This is a genomic window from Nocardia sp. NBC_01730, from assembly GCF_035920445.1.
Taxonomy (GTDB): Bacteria; Actinomycetota; Actinomycetes; order Mycobacteriales; family Mycobacteriaceae; genus Nocardia.
In genome coordinates this window covers 7,644,167-7,663,719 of sequence record NZ_CP109162.1, presented here as the reverse complement: position 1 = coordinate 7,663,719, position 19,553 = coordinate 7,644,167, and the positions used below count along the sequence as shown (strand labels likewise).

15 protein-coding genes are annotated in these 19,553 nt (G+C 64.5%); 1 reads left to right on the top strand and 14 read right to left on the bottom strand.

Annotated features, from left to right (window positions below; all coding sequences use genetic code 11):
• Positions 1 to 7: 7 nt before the first annotated feature.
• The 7 genes from OHB12_RS31875 to OHB12_RS31845 form a co-directional block, all read right to left on the bottom strand.
• Positions 8 to 325, bottom strand: coding sequence for a hypothetical protein (locus OHB12_RS31875; RefSeq protein ID WP_327113571.1), 318 nt, complete (start codon positions 323 to 325; stop codon positions 8 to 10).
• 35 nt (positions 326 to 360) lie between these two features.
• Positions 361 to 738 (bottom strand): hypothetical protein, encoded by a 378-nt coding sequence (locus tag OHB12_RS31870; protein ID WP_327113569.1) that lies wholly within the window; start codon positions 736 to 738, stop codon positions 361 to 363.
• Positions 735 to 1,469, bottom strand: coding sequence for a hypothetical protein (locus OHB12_RS31865; protein WP_327113567.1), 735 nt, complete (start codon positions 1,467 to 1,469; stop codon positions 735 to 737). Before OHB12_RS31865 ends, OHB12_RS31870 begins: the two co-directional genes overlap by 4 nt.
• On the bottom strand, positions 1,466 to 1,810 hold the full coding sequence (locus OHB12_RS31860; RefSeq protein WP_327113565.1) for a hypothetical protein: 345 nt from the start codon (positions 1,808 to 1,810) through the stop codon (positions 1,466 to 1,468). Before OHB12_RS31860 ends, OHB12_RS31865 begins: the two co-directional genes overlap by 4 nt.
• Before the next feature lie 224 nt (positions 1,811 to 2,034).
• Positions 2,035 to 3,507, bottom strand: a complete 1,473-nt coding sequence (locus OHB12_RS31855) for a PPE domain-containing protein (RefSeq protein ID WP_327113563.1) — start codon at positions 3,505 to 3,507, stop codon at positions 2,035 to 2,037.
• A gap of 30 nt (positions 3,508 to 3,537) precedes the next feature.
• Positions 3,538 to 5,529: a hypothetical protein gene (locus tag OHB12_RS31850; RefSeq protein ID WP_327113561.1), complete on the bottom strand. Its 1,992-nt coding sequence runs from the start codon at positions 5,527 to 5,529 to the stop codon at positions 3,538 to 3,540.
• A gap of 422 nt (positions 5,530 to 5,951) precedes the next feature.
• The gene (locus OHB12_RS31845) at positions 5,952 to 8,081 is read right to left on the bottom strand and encodes a hypothetical protein (protein WP_327113559.1); all 2,130 of its coding nucleotides are present in this window, start codon (positions 8,079 to 8,081) and stop codon (positions 5,952 to 5,954) included.
• A 465-nt stretch (positions 8,082 to 8,546) separates the two neighbouring features.
• Between OHB12_RS31845 and OHB12_RS31840 the strand changes: the two genes are divergently transcribed.
• On the top strand, positions 8,547 to 9,980 hold the full coding sequence (locus tag OHB12_RS31840) for a C40 family peptidase (RefSeq protein WP_327113557.1): 1,434 nt from the start codon (positions 8,547 to 8,549) through the stop codon (positions 9,978 to 9,980).
• A gap of 150 nt (positions 9,981 to 10,130) precedes the next feature.
• Here OHB12_RS31840 and OHB12_RS31835 read toward each other — a convergent pair whose 3' ends face one another.
• The 7 genes from OHB12_RS31835 to OHB12_RS31805 form a co-directional block, all read right to left on the bottom strand.
• On the bottom strand, positions 10,131 to 11,174 hold the full coding sequence (locus OHB12_RS31835; RefSeq protein WP_327113555.1) for a transglycosylase SLT domain-containing protein: 1,044 nt from the start codon (positions 11,172 to 11,174) through the stop codon (positions 10,131 to 10,133).
• Positions 11,175 to 11,338: 164 nt separating this feature from the next.
• The gene (locus OHB12_RS31830) at positions 11,339 to 12,328 is read right to left on the bottom strand and encodes a DUF4226 domain-containing protein (RefSeq protein WP_327113553.1); all 990 of its coding nucleotides are present in this window, start codon (positions 12,326 to 12,328) and stop codon (positions 11,339 to 11,341) included.
• Between the two features lie 466 nt (positions 12,329 to 12,794).
• Positions 12,795 to 13,697, bottom strand: coding sequence for a hypothetical protein (locus tag OHB12_RS31825; RefSeq protein WP_327113551.1), 903 nt, complete (start codon positions 13,695 to 13,697; stop codon positions 12,795 to 12,797).
• A 72-nt stretch (positions 13,698 to 13,769) separates the two neighbouring features.
• On the bottom strand, positions 13,770 to 16,220 hold the full coding sequence (locus OHB12_RS31820) for a hypothetical protein (protein ID WP_327113549.1): 2,451 nt from the start codon (positions 16,218 to 16,220) through the stop codon (positions 13,770 to 13,772).
• Positions 16,217 to 18,742, bottom strand: a complete 2,526-nt coding sequence (locus tag OHB12_RS31815; protein WP_327113547.1) for an ATP-binding protein — start codon at positions 18,740 to 18,742, stop codon at positions 16,217 to 16,219. The genes OHB12_RS31820 and OHB12_RS31815 overlap by 4 nt, the downstream gene beginning before the upstream one ends.
• Positions 18,742 to 19,281 (bottom strand): hypothetical protein, encoded by a 540-nt coding sequence (locus OHB12_RS31810; protein WP_327113545.1) that lies wholly within the window; start codon positions 19,279 to 19,281, stop codon positions 18,742 to 18,744. The genes OHB12_RS31815 and OHB12_RS31810 overlap by 1 nt, the downstream gene beginning before the upstream one ends.
• The gene (locus OHB12_RS31805) at positions 19,278 to 19,538 is read right to left on the bottom strand and encodes a hypothetical protein (RefSeq protein WP_327113543.1); all 261 of its coding nucleotides are present in this window, start codon (positions 19,536 to 19,538) and stop codon (positions 19,278 to 19,280) included. Before OHB12_RS31805 ends, OHB12_RS31810 begins: the two co-directional genes overlap by 4 nt.
• Positions 19,539 to 19,553: the final 15 nt, after the last annotated feature.

The window sequence follows — 19,553 nt, the reverse complement described above, 5'->3', positions numbered from 1 at the left end:
AGGCGAATCAGAGGGATTCGGCGCGGTGTATGTGGGAGCCGCCGGCACGGTCCTGATGCGCAAGCGCGTTGGACACGGCACGGGTGTGGTGGGTGGTCGCGTCCGCATCGCGGCCGTTGGCCTTGACTTTGCCCTCGATCGCGGTCTTCATCCAGTCCGTAAACACCGCGAGTGGACGCTCGACCTTCGACTGCGGGGGTTTTGGTACGACGAAGTCTCGCGTGATCCGCTCGACGTGACCGCCGACGTTGGTCATCGCGATCGTGTGCTTGTCCGACGAGGCGACAACCTCGTGGGGCTCATCCATGTCCAGCGGGTCGGTCATGTCGGTGTCCTGTCTCAGAATTCGATGGTCGGCAATCAGGAGTCGCGTCTGCCGAACTCGGACTCCTCCATGGCCCGATACGAGGCCTCGGTCGGCAGATCGAACGAATCGATCGTGTACGAGCGGGTCCCCTTGTGCTCCATCTCGGCTCGCAATCCGACGCGCGATTTCATATGCGCCAGCCGGGCGAGCCGAACGATCTCGGCGGCCAACCAGTCATCGCCGTTGTCGCGGGCGTCGTCGGTGATGTGCATGCCGATGATCTCGCCGTCCCGGTCGCAGCCGATGCCGACGGTGTGGTCGGGGTTGAACACCTCGTAGGTCATGCTTCGCCAATTCGGCGGCGCGGCGTCGAGATCGTCGGGGTCGTCGGGGTCGAAGTCATCCAAGTCGATCGGGTGCATATCGGTCATCGGTTGCTCTCCGAGAGTCGTTCGGAACTGGTTGCATAGCCGGTATCCGGCGTGTCGATGGCATCCTCGGACGAGGATTCCAGTCGGTCCGCCAGCGCGGACCACGCGGCATCCTCGATGCGCATAACCTGGCGCAGCTGCCAGAATCGGGCGCCGAGGTACATCTCCCCCGTTCCGTCGGCGGCGACATCGAGATAATCGGGGCCGTCGGTGGTCGCGTTCAGGGTCACCGCAGTGACCGGTGGACGCGTGTCATCGATATTGACCAAGGTGGCGCCGCCGCCGGGGATGAAACTTTGGCGTAGCCGGGCACTGCTGCCGATCGCGACATCGGAGCTGTTGGTCGTGATGGTGACTTCCGGATTCAGCAACAGCTGCATCACCCAAGACCTGGCCGCCTGCTCCGGATGGTCGGCATTGATCGCGATGGCCAGGGTCGCCGCCAGATCGATGACGAGCACCGTATCGGCGGCCGTGACACCGACGATCACCAGGCGCTTGGCGGTCCCGACCGGGTAGGGGAGGTCGTCGGCCGCCAGCGACACCACATCCGCACCGACCCCGGCTCCAGTCGCGGGATGTGCGGAGACGGTTCCGGTCCCCACGTCGATCGTGTAGGCGACCAGAGTCTCCGAAGTGCGGCCTGCGACCCCAGCCAAGCGCACCAGCCCCTCGTCGTGCAGCCACCGCACCGTGTCGGCGACAGTGACCTCCGGGGCCGGCTCGGTCATCCCGCCTGCCCTGACGCGGCGACGGCCGATTCGGGCTCGTCCGACATGACCGGAGTGTCCATGACGCTTTGGTACTGCCGCGCTGCGTCCGCGGTGCTCTCGCGAATGGCGGCCATGATCTCGGTAACCAATTCGGGGCCGGTGAGCCGCGCGGCGGTGCCCGGTGCCAGGTAGAGGTCGGTCAGCCTGCCCATGGCATCGACTTCGGGGATGATCGCGCCGCTCGGCGACGGGCGCCTGGCACGGATGTTGTCGATCTTCTCGCGCATATCGGCGATGCGGTGCCGCAGGTCGCGAGCGGCGTCCAGGGCCGCCTGCACGTCCGGGTGGATGGCACTCATGACTCCACCTCGCTGGCGCTCGGCTCCATCATGACTGCCATGGCAGCTGTACCTGCTGTTCGCTCGCTACGCTCACTCATGACTCCACCTCGCTGGCGCTCGGCTCCATCATGACTGCCATGGCAGCTGTACCTGCTGTTCGCTCGCTACGCTCACTCATGACTCCACCTCGCTGGCGCTCGACTCCATCATGACTGCCCCTGTTGTTCGTTCGCTGCGCTCACTCATGCGTTACCTCCAGGTTGGGTGGGGGTCTGGTTGGCCGGCGCGGGCGTCGGGGGCGTCACGGTCGGGGCGATGGTCGGCCGCTCGCCGATCACCAACTCGGTATGCGGCGTGTTGTCGACGTACATCAGTCGGTCAGGGTGCCACGCCACGACACGGTTGCGTTCGTTGTTGCCGCCCGAGTTACCCATGCCCGGCGACATCGGCATGTACGGCATCATCGGCGAACCGCCGCGCGCGGCGCTGGCGTTGTTGGGCGACGATGCCCCCAACGGTTCGAGCACGGGTGTGCGCGGCATAGCTGACGCTCCTGAGCCGACGCTGCCCGTGGACGTGGCCAACGGCAAGGCGCTGACCGGGGCGCTTGCGGCGTCGATGTCCGGGATACCCGCGCCAGTGCTGCTTATCGGCGATCCGCTCGGGCTGCCCGCTCCGAGACCGCTGGGGATGCCGAGGTCGTCGTAGCCGTAGTCGTCGAGGCCGTAGTCGTCGTAGTCTTCGGCCGAGTCCTGGCCGAGCTGACTCAGCGGCATGGCCGAGGCCATCGCGCTCATCAGCGTGGGCAGCATGGAGGTTAGCGCGCTGGTGTCGCCACTACCACTACCAGTGCCACTCTCACCGCTGCTGTCACCGGTCGGCACCTTCGAGTTGACCTCGGTGGAGTAGCCGGTGATCGTCTCCAACGACCGCGCGTTCTGCTCCTGGAACTTCGCCATCGCCGCCTGGATGCCGACCTCGTTCTTCGAACGCATCGCGGCGAGAAGCTCCTTGCGTGCGGCGATGATCTCCGCCGGTGTGGGGTGTTTCGCCTTGGCCGTCCGGAATGCGTTGCCGTATGTGTCGATTCCGTCGGCAAGCATCCCCAGGCCCTCGCCGAGCTGGGCGAGCCAACCCCGATGCTGCCCGAGTTCGGTCGCTGCCGCGGCGCCGACCGGCTCCCAGTTCTGCATCGTCCGCGCCGCGAGATCGACGCCCTCGGTGGCAGCGAGGTGCTGGCTGCCGGTGAACTTCCGGATCGCGTCCGCGAATCCCGTTGCGGCGCCCGGCCCCGGACCCGCATGCAACTGCTGGGCGAATGTCAACGGGTCGACGGCACCTCCGCCGGTAGGAAACCTGAGCGCAGGCGGTCGCCGCTGGCTGACCTCCTTGACCTCTCCCACCGGGTTGCTCACCAGGTCGGCGCCACCACTGCCGCCCACGATGCGGCTGCCGCGGTCGTCGGCCTCGGTGTAGTCGACTGCCGCGGCGCCTATGTTGTGTGCCGTGCGTTGAACCTCGTTGAGAACGCCGATCATTCCGTTGAACAGCGACGCAGCCTGCGCGTTGAGCTGCGGCACCGCCCCGGCCGAGATCGGGTCCGCCCCTGCGGGTACGACCCATCCGCCAGGCAGCGCCGTACCGGTCTCACGCGCCATCGCGGCGAGTTTCGACGCCGCAGCGACGAGTTCCTTCGGATCGACATTCAGCGCCATCGCGACCTCCTCTCCTCATATACCGCGCGATTAAACGGGTGCCGCGACAATCGGCACTGCCGCGTTCGCGGACTGATCGGTCGTGCCCGGCGTAGCCGAGGGCACGTCTCCGTCCTTCGGCGCGGTCAACTCGATGCCCTTCGGATGGACGAATCCGGAGAACTGACCGAATTCTCCTGCGCTGTCGGACATTTCCGGGATGAATGGTTTCAGTGCGCCGTTGACGACTGCCTCCAGCGTACCGCCCTCCTCCGAGCCGAAGACCACGAGAATCGCGCTGCGCTTGTCCCACGTGGCGACATCGCCGGTCATCAGCTGGTACGGATCGACGTGCGCACCGATCTGCTTCTTATCCGACCACTTCGCAGGTGTCTTCTCGTACGCCTTCTGCGCGTCGGTGCCGCTGGCGTTGCCGAACGCCCCATCCAGGGCCTGGGCAACCATCGCCGACACCTTCTGGGTGCGACCATCGGGGAACGTGTAGAGCACGCTGCCGTCCGCACCCGGCGTGCGGCCGGGAATACCGTTGGCCGGTTGGGACGACCACGGTGTCGAAGGAGCCGCATTGTGGACCGGAGCCGTCGTCGCGGGCGTGGCGACCGTCGCAGGCGCCACTGGAGCCTGCGCAGCGACCGCAGGCGGCGGGGTGACCGGGCCGAGCTCGTCGTCGTACCGCCCCGGGTCGAGTTCCGCGCTCCGGTTGTTCAGATTGTCGGTCATGTTCCGCATCATCATCATCTGCATCATCGAGTCCATCAGGGAGCCCATGCCCATGCCGCCCATGCCGCCCATGCTGTCCATGCCGGTGCCGGCATCGACGCCTCCCGGGTACGACGAGTTGACCGCCGGAGTAGCGGCCTGGTTTTCCAGGCTGTCGATCGCTCGCTGCAAGCCGCTGTCACCAGCGGTGCCGTCCGTCCCCACCGGATCCGGTATTTGCGAGCTGCCATCTTCCAGATCACCGATGTTGCCCGGATAGGTCTGATCGGCGCCGGTGTTGACCGCCGGCGGCGTGTAGGCAGGGTTGCCCTGGCTGTTCTGCAGGCCTGCGAGCGATTTCTGCAATGTGTCGTTCATGGCCGTGGTCTGCGCCGCCAGTTTGGCGTCATACTGCGCCGTCAGGTCTTTGACATAATCCGCGATGTCCAGCTCTTTACCGGTCGCGTCTCCGGTAACGTTTCCGATTGCACCGAAAGCCGCGGCGGTGAGTTGAACGAAACTCATGTTCAGGTCCGACCCATCGATTTTCGTAACGGCAACGTTCAATTCGCAGATGACGTCGGCGATGCCCGCCCTACCCTGCTTGGTAATTGTTGCGACATCGGGCATCTTCGCCACGACGGTGGCGTCGATCGTGCTGAAGTGGACGGCAGCGGCCTGCATCGCCTTGACAGCTTCCGCGTATCCTGTCGCGCCCGCTCCGATACCAGCCGCCGACAGCTCCTTCGGGGCAGACAAATCCAATTCTTTATTCTGCTGTTTTGCGTCCGTCAAGAGCTTTTCATCCCCGAAGAGCTTGTAATTGTCGGACAACGACGTCGCCACGGAATCACCGGGTCCCGAGTACCACGATTTGAGCGACGCATTCAATGTGCTCGGCTCCAGTAGGAACCCGTATCCCTTCGCCTGAATCGAGGGGTCGGGCAGCTGGGGGACGAACGGGGGCGTCCCTATGAGCTCTACATGCGAACCCGCCCAGACCAAGTCTAACGTAGGCACCCCGGCCTGATCGTCGGCGTCACCGCCACCACTGTCACCGCCGCCGCCGGACGTTCCATTGATGCCATTGACCAGAACACGACCGCCCTCCGACCCCAATCCACGCAGAAGGTTCTGCCCCCAACCGGACTTGGCGAAATTGCCTGACGCCTTCCCGAAGGGCTTCCTCCTCCCATTGCCCAGCCTCAGCGCGTCCTCGGCCTTGTTCAAGAATTTGTCGCGCTTCTCGAGCGCTTTCTTCGCGGGAGCGAGCCTATCGACTGCATCATCAACGTACTTCTGCTGCCTCAGCGCTTTCGCCAAGTCCTCGTCGGCAGCTCGTGCGGCGTCCCGTAGCGGACCCTTTCTGGTCAGCAGACCGGCGTTCGCAAGAGCGTCATCCGCTGCAGTCTTTGCCGCCGTCGCCCGCGTGACTGCATCTGCCGCATTCGTCTGCTTTGTGCCCTGCGCGGCGAACTTGGCCAGGGCGCTCTCGGTCTGTTTCGCTCCGGCACCCGCCCAACGGCCCAGGCCGTACGCGGCGGCGCCACCGACTGCGCTACCCACCGCGCCCGAGGCGGCGCCGGTAATCAGGTCCGAGGCCGAGGTGTGGCCGTCTACGAGTTGACCAACCGCACCGCCCGCGGCCCCGCCGACGATCATGCCCGTCTTACCGGGCAGGAACCGCCCGACCAGCATGGTGGTACCGACATCGAACGCGAAAGCCATCAAAGACATGAAAACTCCTACGCCGGAACCACTATTGACCCGCCGACCGGCTGATCGACCGGCACCATCGGAGCCGCCGCATCCGGAGCAGGAGCGGTGATCTCGATACCCGCCGGATGGAAGAATCCACCGAACGGTCCGAACTCACCCTTGCTGTCACGCATTTCCGCGGTGAACGGTTGCAGCTGTCCATCGATGATCACCTCCAGCGTGCCGCTGCTGTCGGAACCGAAGGACACCGCGATCGCCGACCGGTGCTCCCAGGTCGCGACATCGCCGGTCATCAGCTGATACGGATCGACAGGTGCGCCGACCGCCCGATCAGCGGGCAACGTCACCGGCGTCTTGCCATACGCGGCACGGGCGTCGGTACCCGCGGCGTTGCCGAACGCCGCGTCCAGTGCCTGCGCGACGACCGCGGAGACCCTCTGGGTACGACCGTCGGGGAAGGTGTACACCACGCTGCCGTCGCCGTCCGGGGTGCGCATCGACGCCGCGACCGCCGACACCGGGGTCGCCGACACACGACCCGGCGACGCCGCCGTGGTGGCGGCAGGTCCGGACGATGTCTGCTGAGCTGTCTGGGGCGTCTGCGCGGGCGACACGGGGGCGCCTGCGACCGTCTCGGGTGTGCCCTCCCGCTCCCCCCGATGATCGTCGGAATTCTTGGAGTTCGAATGGACGGCATTGCCGCGATTCGCCAACGCCTGCTGCATCATCGAGTACGGCAACATGAAATCGGAGCCCATCGACGACGCGGGCGACGCAGCGCTCTGGGTGGGCGTACTCGTCGGCGAGGTGACCCCGGCAGAGTCGGTTCCTGTTGCCGCCTTCGTCGACGCGGGATCGGTCGCGGTCGATGAACTGCCGGTATCCGTCGCCGACCCGTTCGACTGGCTACCGGAATCGCTGTCCCATTCCCACGCAGGCGGCGCCGAGAGCTGGTCTCCGGTGCTGGTGGCGGCGGGGGTGCCGTTGACGGTCGATGGCGGAACGTAGGTCGAGTACGGATTCCCGGTGTTCTGCTCCGCGGCCGGCGTCTTGGCGCCGAGAGCGGCCCCGACAGCAGCGGGCTTGACAGCAGCGGGATTTTCTTTCTCCGTCTCCTTGCCCAACTCGTCGAATGCATTCGCATATTCGCTCATGACATTCGTCAGGTTCATCATCGTCGACTCGATCATGGTCATGACATAAGTGTCTTCGCTGAGACCGCTGGCGGCCAGTGATTGCAGAATCGACGCATCCAGAATTTTGTTCTGGACGAACTGTTGAATCTTCTCCAGACTCCGCGGATCCACTTTGGCCATTTCGGTCAGACTTTCGATGATGCCACCGACATCCTTCCGTCCTTGTTTGCATAAATCGGAAGTCTTGCCAGTCGCCTTGACAATTCGCACATCCAACCCGCGCAGACCTTCATACCACGAGTCCAGATTCTCGACCAATTTCGGATAGCTCTCGATATTGGCACGTTCCGGGTTCGACACCTCGCCTACAGGGCGCTTCTCGGGTAGCGCCGACTCTTTACCGTTACCGAACGACTTCCAGTTGCCGAGGTAGATATCCGGCAGACCTTTGTATTGCCCCTGGATGGCAGGCAACAACGTCAGACCGTCCGGAAGCTTGGCCGGATCAGGCATATAGACATGCGGCATACCGGACGTATCCTTGATTCCCGAGTTACTGATATCGATGACCTCGATCTCGGGATATCCCATATATTGATGCCATTTATCGCGAACCATGTCCGGCGTATTACGGCCGCCAGAGGCACCCAAGCCGGCGCCGATAAGGCCGCGAACAGACTGGAGCCCAGCTTGCGCACCGTCCCAACCTCCGGTCACCGCAGCCCGCGAGAATCCATTGCCGAAAAGACCACCTACACCGCCGCGAAGACTGCCACCCATCAAGGACCGGCCTGCCGCACCGAATGCCTTGGCCCCGATGCCGCCGACCGCGCCGCCGACGAGTCCTCCCACCGCCCCGAAGGCAGCGCCCTCGAGCATTTTCTCGGGATCCCAACCGGTCTCGAACCCGGTGACCACGCCCCCAACGACACCGCCGAGTACCGCGGCACCGACCGGGCCACCGAACGCGAAGCCGACCGCGCCCGCGGCTCCGGTAATGATGTCGCCCCACAGTCCCATTACGGCACCTACCTGATCAGAAGTCGCGACCGGTCGACACCGGTACGTGCGCGGCTTCGCGCCCCTTTTCTCGCAGGAGCGGCCGACCCGACCCAGGCGTCAACCCGATCGGCCGGCCAATGCTCGAAGCTCGAGACGCGGCTGCGGCCATACGTGAGTTCCTTTCGACTCGACACACTCATTGTCGAGGATTCCCAGCAATGAGAATCGCGGATCGCTTCGGTCAAGTCAGGATTGATCGGACAATAAGACTCACGCGCACCGATGCCATGGCCGGTGACCGACACAGGAGGAAGCATCCGATGAGCCTCCGCCAGACCCTTGCCGGACCCACCGTTCCGAGTGGTGCCCAGCCCGCCGCCGGAGGTTTGCTGTGACGAGTTTTGCTGTGACGAGTACGGAGCTGCCCCCGGGCGTGAACGGGGTCGAACAGGCGCTCCGGCGGGGGAGATGACGAGTACAGAGATGCCGCCGACAGATGTAGAGCCCGAGATCGATGCCGGTGCGGAGGGTGAGGCGCCGCCGGTTGCGGTGACGCCATGGTCGGATCGGACGGGGAATCAGCGTTCTCGTCCTGGTGCTGGGGTGCCTGGTCAGCCGGGTGCTCCGTCGGGGGCTCCTGGTCAGCCGGGTGCTTCGTCGGCGGCGCCGGGTCAGCCCGGGACGGCCGCGCCTGCTCAGTCGAATGGTGTCGGGCAGTCCGGTGTTCCGGGTCAGCCGGGTGTGGTTCCTGGTCAGCCCGGCGTGGCTGCTGTGCCCGGTCAGCCGGGTGCGCAGGCCGCGCCGGCGGCACCGGGTGGAGTGGTGGCGCCAGGGCAGGCACCACCAGGTCCCGCACAGGCCGAGGCGCCGGAGCCGCCGGTAGATCCGGAGTTGATCGGTGACCTACTGCCTGCCGCGGCGACGGCCGGGACGATGGCGATGGCGATGCTGCCGATGATCGCCTCGGCGTTGGCCGGTTTGGGCAGTGGCAGCGGTGGGACCGGGGGTGGTACGGCTGCGCCGGTAGCGGGTGCGGACGGTACCACCGCCGGTGGGGTGTCACCGGAGTCCGAACGGGCGCTGAAGGTGTTGAAGTTGTTGCAAGCGGTCTACGGTGACGGTGATTCGTCTGATCCGCAGGTCAAACAACTCCAACAGCAGTTGGGTGTCTCTTCCGGTAGCGGGGAGGGTGCTTCGGCGATCAAAGCCAAGCAGATGTTCCAGCGCACCGCCGCGACCGCGTTCAACAACATCGACAACCAGCTGCTGACCTACATTCGCGGGCTGGCCGGGAACAACAAGGTCGACAAGAAAGCCGTCACCCGCCTGCTACGTGAGGTGAACGTCGCCCTGGCCGAACTCGGACCACAGGCCTACACGAAAGCCGGCCAACAGAAAGTCCACCAAATCCTCACCGCCGCACTACTGAAAGCTCAAGCGATCGTCTCCGGTGGGCAAACCAACGCCACCGACACCGCCAGCGCCATCAACCGGCTCACCGCGCAATACCTCTACAACATCGCAGGCAAAAACTACACAGGAACAGCTGGGGCAGGAGCGACCGGAGCTGCCGCGAAGGCGATCGCGGTGGCGCTGGCGCAGACCGGAAAGCCGTATGTGTGGGGCGCGGAGGGGCCGAATTCGTTCGACTGCTCGGGGCTGATGCAGTACGCGGCGGCTTCGGCGGGTGCCAAGATTCCACGAGTCGCGGCGGATCAGTATCGCCAGCTACCCAAGGTCAATCCGTCGGATATCCGGCCGGGCGACCTGATCTTCACCAGGTTCGACTCGAACGGAAACCCAGGCCACGTCGTCATGTATATCGGCAACGGCAAATGTATCGCGGCGTCTCGCAGCGGAGTACCCATCGGACAGGTCCCACTGCCGAAGAGTTACGCCGCGGCACGGTGGACCTGACCGCCATCCCCACCATCGAAGTGGGCACGGTGAGCGAGAGATCGCGGGTGCGGGAATTACCAACTGACCGATCGGCGCTCGACAAGACGCCGAGAGATTCGCTGGCAGGCAATGCCGATGGCGGTTTCTACGGCCGAGCGGAATCGGATGTCAGTACCCGACGTATGAGCCGCCACCGCGCATCTGCACGATCCCGGGAACATTGCTGACCGAGCCATAGCGCTCGATGGAATACCGCACGCCCGCGATGATGTTGTCGACCGGATTCCAGATATTGCGATGTCCAGGAAGGGAATACGAGTTGAACGTCGGATCTATGGTCTGCATCAGTCCTTTCGACGGGATCCCCGCCGCGGCGTTGCTGTCCCACAGGTTGATCGCATTCGGGTTGCCGCCGGATTCGTGCTGGATGATCGCCGCGATATCGGCGGGATCGATCTGGCGCGTGTCATAGCCGTGCTGACGGAGAACCTGAAGTGCGTCGTTGATCCATTGCCCCTGCTGACCAGAGGGGCGGGTACGTGGCGGACCACCGCTGGGGCCGCGCATGCCCGGGTTCGCCGCGCGTCGCGGGCGTCGCGGCCGGGCCGGACGTGCCTGTTGCATATACCGATCCGCGAGGGCGGCAACACGTTCAGCGGTGAGCGTCGCGGCAACCTGCCCTTGCCCTAAAACGGTTCCAGCACGCTGCAATGCGTTACCCAACGTGACGATCACGAGGTCTCGTGCCGCTGCGGTGTCCTCAACCTTGCCGAGCGCGGTCAACGCCGTGTTGACCTCGGCGATGATCGAGCCGATGGCGGCCTTTCCTTGCGTGGTGCTGTCGACCGCGCCGTCGAGGATGCGCTCGAGTTCGGCGTTCAAAGATTGTGTGGCGTCGACATTCCGCGAAGTGTTCTGATTGTGGGCCGCATACCGCGATCCCAGCTCACCGTCCCACACCACCGGACCAGTCGGCCGTCCTGCCGCGATGTCGGGAGGCGCGTAGGGTTGCCCGGAGGCAGCGGTAGGAGTTCCGTCGCCGTAGTGGGCGGCTATCGACGCAAGGGCACCGAGCGCGGCCGCCGCCATCGGCGTAGTCGTCCCGGACCAGGCCAGAGCGTCTGACCGGACAACCGGCGGGGCGCCGGTTGTGGCGGAGGATGTTTCGACGATCGGAGTGCCCGCCGGGTTGCGCGCGACATTGTTCGCCACCGGAGCTGGAGCGACCGATGCCGGCGCGCCTCCGGGCGGCGGTGGCGGGACCCTTGCCGGACTGCCCCGGGCCTTCGTCCTGGTAGGTCGGCCAGGGGCGGACGCCGTAGCACCCGCTCTCGAGTCATGACCGTCCTCCGTGTCGGGTTGCTTCTCTGACGCCATCAGTACCCCACATACGCGCGGCCGCTGCGAACAGCCTTGACGCCCGGAACATTGCCGACCGAGCCATAGCGATTTATGGCGTATCGAGTTGCCGCGACGATATTGTCGACGGGATTGTAGATGTTGCCGTGGCCCGGCGCCTTCCAGCGGTCGAATGTCGGGCCGATGGTTTGCATCAGGCCTTTCGATGGAGTTCCCTTGGCCGCGTTGCTGTCCCAGCCATTCGTCGCGTTCGGGTTGCCGTTCGACTCGTGCTGGATGATAATCGCGATGGCCGCAGGATCGATCTTGCTGATGTCGTAGCCCATTTGCTGCAACACCTGCAGAGCCTGCTGTATCCACGACCCCACCGTTCCACCTGGAATGGTGCCGCCTGCCCCAGTCGATGGTGTGTAGTTTTTGCCTGCGATGTTGTAGAGGTATTGCGCGGTGAGCCGGTTGATGGCGCTGGCGGTGTCGGTGGCGTTGGTTTGCCCACCGGAGACGATCGCTTGAGCTTTCAGTAGTGCGGCGGTGAGGATTTGGTGGACTTTCTGTTGGCCGGCTTTCGTGTAGGCCTGTGGTCCGAGTTCGGCCAGGGCGACGTTCACCTCACGTAGCAGGCGGGTGACGGCTTTCTTGTCGACCTTGTTGTTCCCGGCCAGCCCGCGAATGTAGGTCAGCAGCTGGTTGTCGATGTTGTTGAACGCGGTCGCGGCGGTGCGCTGGAACATCTGCTTGGCTTTGATCGCCGAAGCACCCTCCCCGCTACCGGAAGAGACACCCAACTGCTGTTGGAGTTGTTTGACCTGCGGATCAGACGAATCACCGTCACCGTAGACCGCTTGCAACAACTTCAACACCTTCAGCGCCCGTTCGGACTCCGGTGACACCCCACCGGCGGTGGTACCGTCCGCACCCGCTACCGGCGCAGCCGTACCACCCCCGGTCCCACCGCTGCCACTGCCCAAACCGGCCAACGCCGAGGCGATCATCGGCAGCATCGCCATCGCCATCGTCCCGGCCGTCGCCGCGGCAGGCAGTAGGTCACCGATCAACTCCGGATCTACCGGCGGCTCCGGCGCCTCGGCCTGTGCGGGACCTGGTGGTGCCTGCCCTGGCGCCACCACTCCACCCGGTGCCGCCGGCGCGGCCTGCGCACCCGGCTGACCGGGCACAGCAGCCACGCCGGGCTGACCAGGAACCACACCCGGCTGACCCGGAACACCGGACTGCCCGACACCATTCGACTGAGCAGGCGCGGCCGTCCCGGGCTGACCCGGCGCCGCCGACGAAGCACCCGGCTGACCAGGAGCCCCCGACGGAGCACCCGGCTGACCAGGCACCCCAGCACCAGGACGAGAACGCTGATTCCCCGTCCGATCCGACCACGGCGTCACCGCAACCGGCGGCGCCTCACCTTCTTCGCCGACGTCGACGTCAGGCGCTATTTCGGTAGGTGGCATAGCGTACCTGTCACATTCCACCGCCGAGTACGCGCTTCACTCGCACGTCACTCGCGCTCGGCATCGACACTTCGGCATACCTGCCGGTCGTCACATCGACAGTGACGATCTCGATGGCGCTGACCGCGATCCCGACCTGCGTCGGCGCGTTGCGACGGTAGTCCCAGAAGACCAGATCGCCTGCGGATACCGCGGACAGGTCCACTCGCTGACCACATGCCCCTTGTGCCGCAATGGTATTCGGCAGCACGATGACAGTGGCACCGGCGCCGTCGGCCTGCCCGCACGCGCGCTGGACGGAGCCGCCCGTCGGCCCGGCAGTGCCCGCAGCGGGCGGCTCCGCCGCAGCGGAACCCGCGGTGAGTTCGCACCGCCCCGTCGACTGCGCGGCCGAGGCACGGTAGACGACCGATCTGGTCAGCTCGGCGGCGTCCGCACGGCCACCGGTCGTGTCCTGCGCTCCGCTCGCCGACGACGCCGCCAGTGTCAGCGCGAGCTCACGTGCACACTCGACGCCGATTCCCGAACTGCCCGTGAGCAAGGGTTGAGCTTGGTACGGCGCGTTCTTCAGCGCGGTGACGCAGGAGCGCTGCCAGTCGGAAGCGCTGGTGTCATCCGGCGCGATCGTCAGCGCCGCGTATGGGTTCGTGGTCGGCGCGGCCGAGGCACTCGCGCTCGGGGTGGTCGGCGCGGTAGGCCGAGCCGCGGCGGCGGCACGAGTCACGGTCACGGTCTGGGAGGGATCCGGCCCCACCGCACTGTCGCATTGATAGTGCAGATCCGAAGCGACCGCCGACGTCGCGCCGCCGACGACCAGCACAAGGATGATGACGACCGCAAACAGGCCACCCGTGACCAGTATCGCCACAATCAGCCAGGTCGGGGTTATCGCGACGAGCCATACAACAGTCATGAGACGGTTGATCATCGGGTGCCCTTTCTTGAAAACAGGCCCATCGCAAGCACTGGCGATCTGCGGTACGGATCAGGGATGTCTCGCACTATTCAGAATATCGGTGGGGATATCCGGAAGGATATTGGTATCCGATTTCCACGGCGGCGAGAGCGAAGTGGCGCCAGTCCTCGGACGACCGGACTGCCAGTGGTTGGTTGCGGAGGCATTGTTTATTTCTTCACGAAGACGCCGCACCCGTCGGAAGTCGGTGGGTTCTTGGGCTACCCAATCCGTCGCCGCTTGCACCCTGAGTGCATGTTCGTTCGTTATCCATTTCTGCAGCCGCTCCGCTTCCCGCTTCTTGAGTGGACTTGTCACTCCATGCGAGTTCGTCCATTCAAGCGGTGTGCTGACCGCCTTTCCATCCGACATCTCCTGCAGTGTCTCGATAAAACCGTGCGTAGGTTTATCGAAATATGCGTTGCCCAGCTTGACCATCCCATCAGGGATGGTGACACCACCGCTGTTGTGGTGCCGATACCTTCCGACAGTCGCTCTCAACCCGCCCAGCCTGGCTTCATTCCACGTCGGGTTGTCGATATCCTGTTCGAAATGCTTGTGGGCGGCGATGACACGCGCCAAGTGTGCCGAGGCAAGGGGCTCGGCGTCCGCGTGCCGCAGAATATCCGCTTGGACCGTAGTCGCCTTCTGCGCGATCCGCCATCCGAATCCCGCCTTGGCGAGGGCAGCGCTTACGGATCCCATACTGCCACCGGTCATGTTCGATACGCTCTCTGCCGCATAAGCGGCAGCCAGCTGACTATTGGGGTGCGCTTTGGACGACCGAATTCCGGCCGTCGCGAAATCGCCCAGAGAACGGCGATCGTAAAAGGGATTTTTCATCTCCTCGCCGAACTCTTTCGCGAATCCCCACTGCATCTTGTCCGCCCTGCTCTTGGCAACCGCGTTAGGCATACCTGAGTCACGAATCCCGCCCGCGAGCCATGCGGTGATCGGCGAACCGCTGATCGTGCTGGCCGCGCCGAGCATTGCGAGTCCGGTCAACGAGTTGCCCGCACCCGAGTTGCCCATTCCCAGAGCGGTCCCCCCACCACCCGAACCGTCCTTCGCAAAGCCACTCTGTATCGCCATCGCGAACCGGTTGGCTATCCAGTCATTGCCGCTGTCGAGGCCCTTGCTGAGACGCCGCAGCTGCAAGATGGCGACAACCTCGACGATCGCCCCGATGACGAACACCGACATGACCTGGCCGCGCGCCTGTTGGAACAAACTGCCAAGGAACAGCTCATAGATACCGAGGAAGATGACAAAGATGGCCATCTTTGCCGCCGCGACGAAGCCGTGTACTACACAGCGGACTGTGAAAGTCTGTGTCGGACCGTACACGAACCCACCCGCGGCGAACCCGAAGATCGTCATGAACCCGTAGTAGATCGTGTCGAGTGCGGCCCATATGACCTTGAGGGCCAGGTATGCGGCGAATATCAGCAGAATAGCCGCGGACAGCAACAGCAGCAGACCGGCTCCGATCTGACCTACACTCGGATTATCGGCCGCCGAATATGCGGCGCTGTCACCGCAAGACTTCATCCCATTCTTCACCCGGTCTTCATCACCGGCCGAGACACCAGCGGACCATGCCGCCTTGCAGGACGGCCGGTCATCCACCATGTGCCCGAAGTTCCAGACCTGCAATGGCTTTCGCGCGAAATTATCCGCCATGTCGGTCTGCATCTTCGCGACCAACTGATTCGGATTCGGATTGCTGTTACCGTTCAAACCGGCCGCGACCGAGATGCCCAGGTCACGCCCCTGTACCAGTAACCCGTCCGATGACAAGACCTTGGCCAGCGGGGCGGACAGAAAAAACGGCCCCAGAATGGCCACTGCCAACATCGTCAAGACTTGCATCGTGGCCTTGGCCTGATAGCCGCGCACGATGAACCACCCCACAGGGACGGCACCGATCGTTACAAACGTCACAAGCACGATCGGCGTCGCGATCTGTCCCGTCAGGTTGTCGGCCACCGCTTGCAGCGGCGCGCTCACCATGTTCAGCCATCCGAAACCCACTGTCTGACCAGGTAGCCAGACCCCAGTTGTCACAAGGACCAGCCACACTGCGAACAGGACACTGATCAGGAGCGACAACACGGTGTTCCCGGGGTTCAACACCCCGCCGCGATTCGTAGCGAATATGTAGGTCGAGAGTTCGACCCCCGACGTATCTTTCACACCCATCCAGCCGAGCGCGCTGTTGGGTGCCGACCCTGCTGTCAGTGCGCTGGTATCCGCCGTGGCCAGGGCACCCACGAGGCCTGGGCATACGAACAGCACGAAGAGGGCGACGAGAATCCAGGCCGTCCAGCGTCGACGACGAGTCGCGGCGACCCAATCACGACATCTCCGTAAGACCGTCTGCGGCCGCCAACGGTCGGTATCCCACAACTCCGGTTCCCACGCCATCAAGAAGGGGGGCTCACACAGCCGCTTCCCCCTCTTTCCGACAAGGAAACTCATTGCACTACCTGTCTTTCCGGAAGAACCGTACGCCCACCTGCCGAGTTCGGTGTGCTGGTGATCGCCGCGGCACGGTCCGGACGCGCGGGGCCGAGCACTTTGCCGCGGCCGATACGGTTCAACGCATCACGCATGAACATCTCGCCGCGGCGTTCGTCTGGCACCTGCCGACCCGCGCCGACCGGCGGAGAGGTCTCCTCTCGCAATATCTGCAGCAGGAACGGCGCCTCTTCCAGATCGACGCCGAGCCATTCCAAGCTATTGCGCGCCAGGGTCTCATCGCGCTGCCGAAACACGAACCGATTGGGAATCAGATTGTGTGCCGCACCCTGAAAGTCGGTGGCGGGGTCGTGCGAGGCCAGTCCGATTGCGGCCAAGTGCTTGCGGCCGTCCCGACTGAAGTCCGAAGTCACCGCCGACCCGACCTGGGTTTGGGTGAAATGGTGGGCCTCGTCGCCGACCAGCAGCCCGAATCTGCCGTTGTCGGTGAGGAAGGCTTCGCGGGCGGCGACACCGACCAGTTCGTACAGCGCGGTGCCGAGCCGCTTCGTCAGCGGCAAGCGGTTGTACAGGTGCGGCGTGGTGAGTTCCTCGGCCGTCGGCAACGCGAGGTGGTGACTGCGGACGACAGTCGCCGCGGCGGTGAGTTGCAGTGGTCGCAACTTCGGGTCGAAGAGCACCGGAACCCGCTCGACGACGGTGCCGAGTCGCGCCGCCAAGTCGGCGTACTCGTCTCCGATCCCTGGATCGTCACGGAGCCGCCGGACGACGTGGAAGAGGTCGAGTAGACTTCGGATGCCGTGTTGGGCAATCGCCTTGGGGGTCAGCAGGTTGGCGGCGACGGCACCGGCTCCGGATGTCGGCGACAGGTCGAGCAGCGGTAGAACCGAGTCCAGTGCGCGCTCCCCTGCTATCCGGGGGCCGAACAGGCGAAGCGGATCCAATGACACGCTCGGATTGGCCAGGTCGATCACGACGGCGTCGTCGATAGCGGACGCGAAATGCTCCCACTCGCCGACCTGGCTGCGGTCGATGGCCAGGAACTGGCCGCCCATATCGTGTACGAGAACGGCCATGAGCTTGAGGAAATAAGACTTGCCCGACCCGAGTTCGCCCGTGACCGCGAACGACGCGGACAGGTCGTGCAGCGCCGCCTCCATGATGCCGAAGTGGATCGGCTCGAATTGGCCGGACAGCAGGTTGACCCCGATCACCGGGCCACTGTCGTCACCGATCTGGCTCGTGGTGAACGGGACGAAACCAGCCCACATATCGGACGGGACGATATGCGCGAAATCGTCGAACGCGCGGCGCGGCGGGTTGCCCGGTATCAGCATCGACCACAGGTCGACCTGCGCACCGACCGGTGCGGTCATCTCCACCTGGAACCGCTTGTAGCGGCGCTTGAGCGCATTCACCGCGTCCAGCGTCGCGTCGCGCGATGGCCCGCCGATGGCGATGACGGTGGTGAACGACACTTCCGATTCGCCACCGTTGACCTCGAAGTGCTGGTTGTATTCACCCAGCATCTGCGCCTTCGACATCAATGTGTTCTGCGCGAAGGAGACCTCCTGGTCACGCTGGTCCATCTGCTCGCCGAGCCGCCGCAGACTCAGCTCGTTGTTCTTCAGCACCTGCTCCGCGGGCTTGGTCGACACCCGCATCCCCCAGTCGACCGTGACGTCCCCTAGGCCCTCGAGCACGTTGAGAAACTCACTGCCGCCGGGAAAAGTCATGCCAGCGTAGGGAAAAGACCGAGGTGTGAGCATCGCCTGATAGGAGGGCCGGTACACGGAGTCCGGCTGCACCACCTTGATGACCGGTACGAACGACGGACGGACTCGCCGATTGCTGTCGGCCTGCGCTCCTTCGTCGAGCGCCGCGGAGCGGAACACGGCCGACGTCGCATCGTCCAGCGCTCCAGCCCGGGTCGGTGCGACCGGCTCGCCGACCGCGCCGCGTGAGAGGTAGTGCTCCCACAGCCACTGGAACAGCGCGGCGGGCACCGGAACCGGATCGAAATCGGCCCCGATACGGGACAGGATCGTGTTCGCTTCCTCGTCGTAGGCGTCCAATTCGGCCCGCGAGACCGCGGTGGCGTCGATCGTGGTGGTGCTACCTCGCCAGATCCGCGACAGCGCGGAGACGCCGGAGTTGGCGGCTCCGACCGGAATCGACAGCAGATAGATCCGTGTCTGCGGCGCGATCGCTCGGACCCGTTCATACGAGGCGACCACCTCATCGGCGTAGTCCTCGCACTCGTCCAGGTCGACGCCTTCCACCATCTTGGTGAGCACGTCGATCGTGTTCAGCCGCGCCTGGATGCCGAGCAGCAGGGAACCGTTCGGCAGGTTGGTGATCAGCGCATGATGGGCGATCTTCACATCGTGCTTGTCGCTGGCCTTGCGCAGGCCGTAGCCGAGCGGGTTGATGAAGTACGTCGCGGTGACCAGCCCCGAATGGGTGAACTGGAGGTTGCCGCGAATCGCCGCGGTGGGCTGGAGATCTCGTCCGAATGCCATCAGGGGCTTCCTCCGGATGCCTGTTCGTTGCCGTTGCCGTTCATCCGGTCCCGCAGGTCGGCGCCGCTACCTCCAGCCCCGATCACCTCGAGCAGCCGAACATCGGTCTTGGTGTTCGCCGCAGGGCCCACGCCCCGTCGATCAGGGAGGAGAAGAACAACGGTCTCCTCGATGAACATGGTGTGGCGCACCGAATCACTGGTGATCGGCATGCCCGAGGCGGACACCGGCTTGCGGTAGACGATCAGCCTGCCGAACCACATCGCCCGCGAAGTCATCCGGACACCGGTGTACGGCACGAGTCCGAGCGTGAAGACCGCCATGACGGTCAAGGCCAGACCGGTCACGAAGGTGACCGCCGGATTGATCGGGAAGGTCATGGCACACACCGACGTCACCAACATCAGCGCGACGCCTCCGGCGACCTGGGGCAGGGTATACGGCCCGAACGGGAGTTTCTGCCCGTTCTGTGCCTTGCCGATCATTGTGGGAACACGTTTGATCGGCGTGAACACCTTGATCAGCTGGACCTGGGTCATCGATAGCCACCGATGGGATGGTCGGGAACGATGATGTTGGAGTCCGTGCGCGCGTAATTGACGAGGGTGGGCAGTATCCAGAACAGAACCGCCGCGAGAACCGCCGACCCTGCGACCGCGAGGATCTTGGCCGGGGAAAGCCTCGATCGCGCCGCTTCGGAAATCAGCACGGCCATGCTGAGGATCGTGATCAGAATCAACCCCGCCCAGCGAACGAAGATAAGCACGCCATAGAGGATGTTGCTGAGATTACCCATTGGGCTGCCTCTTCT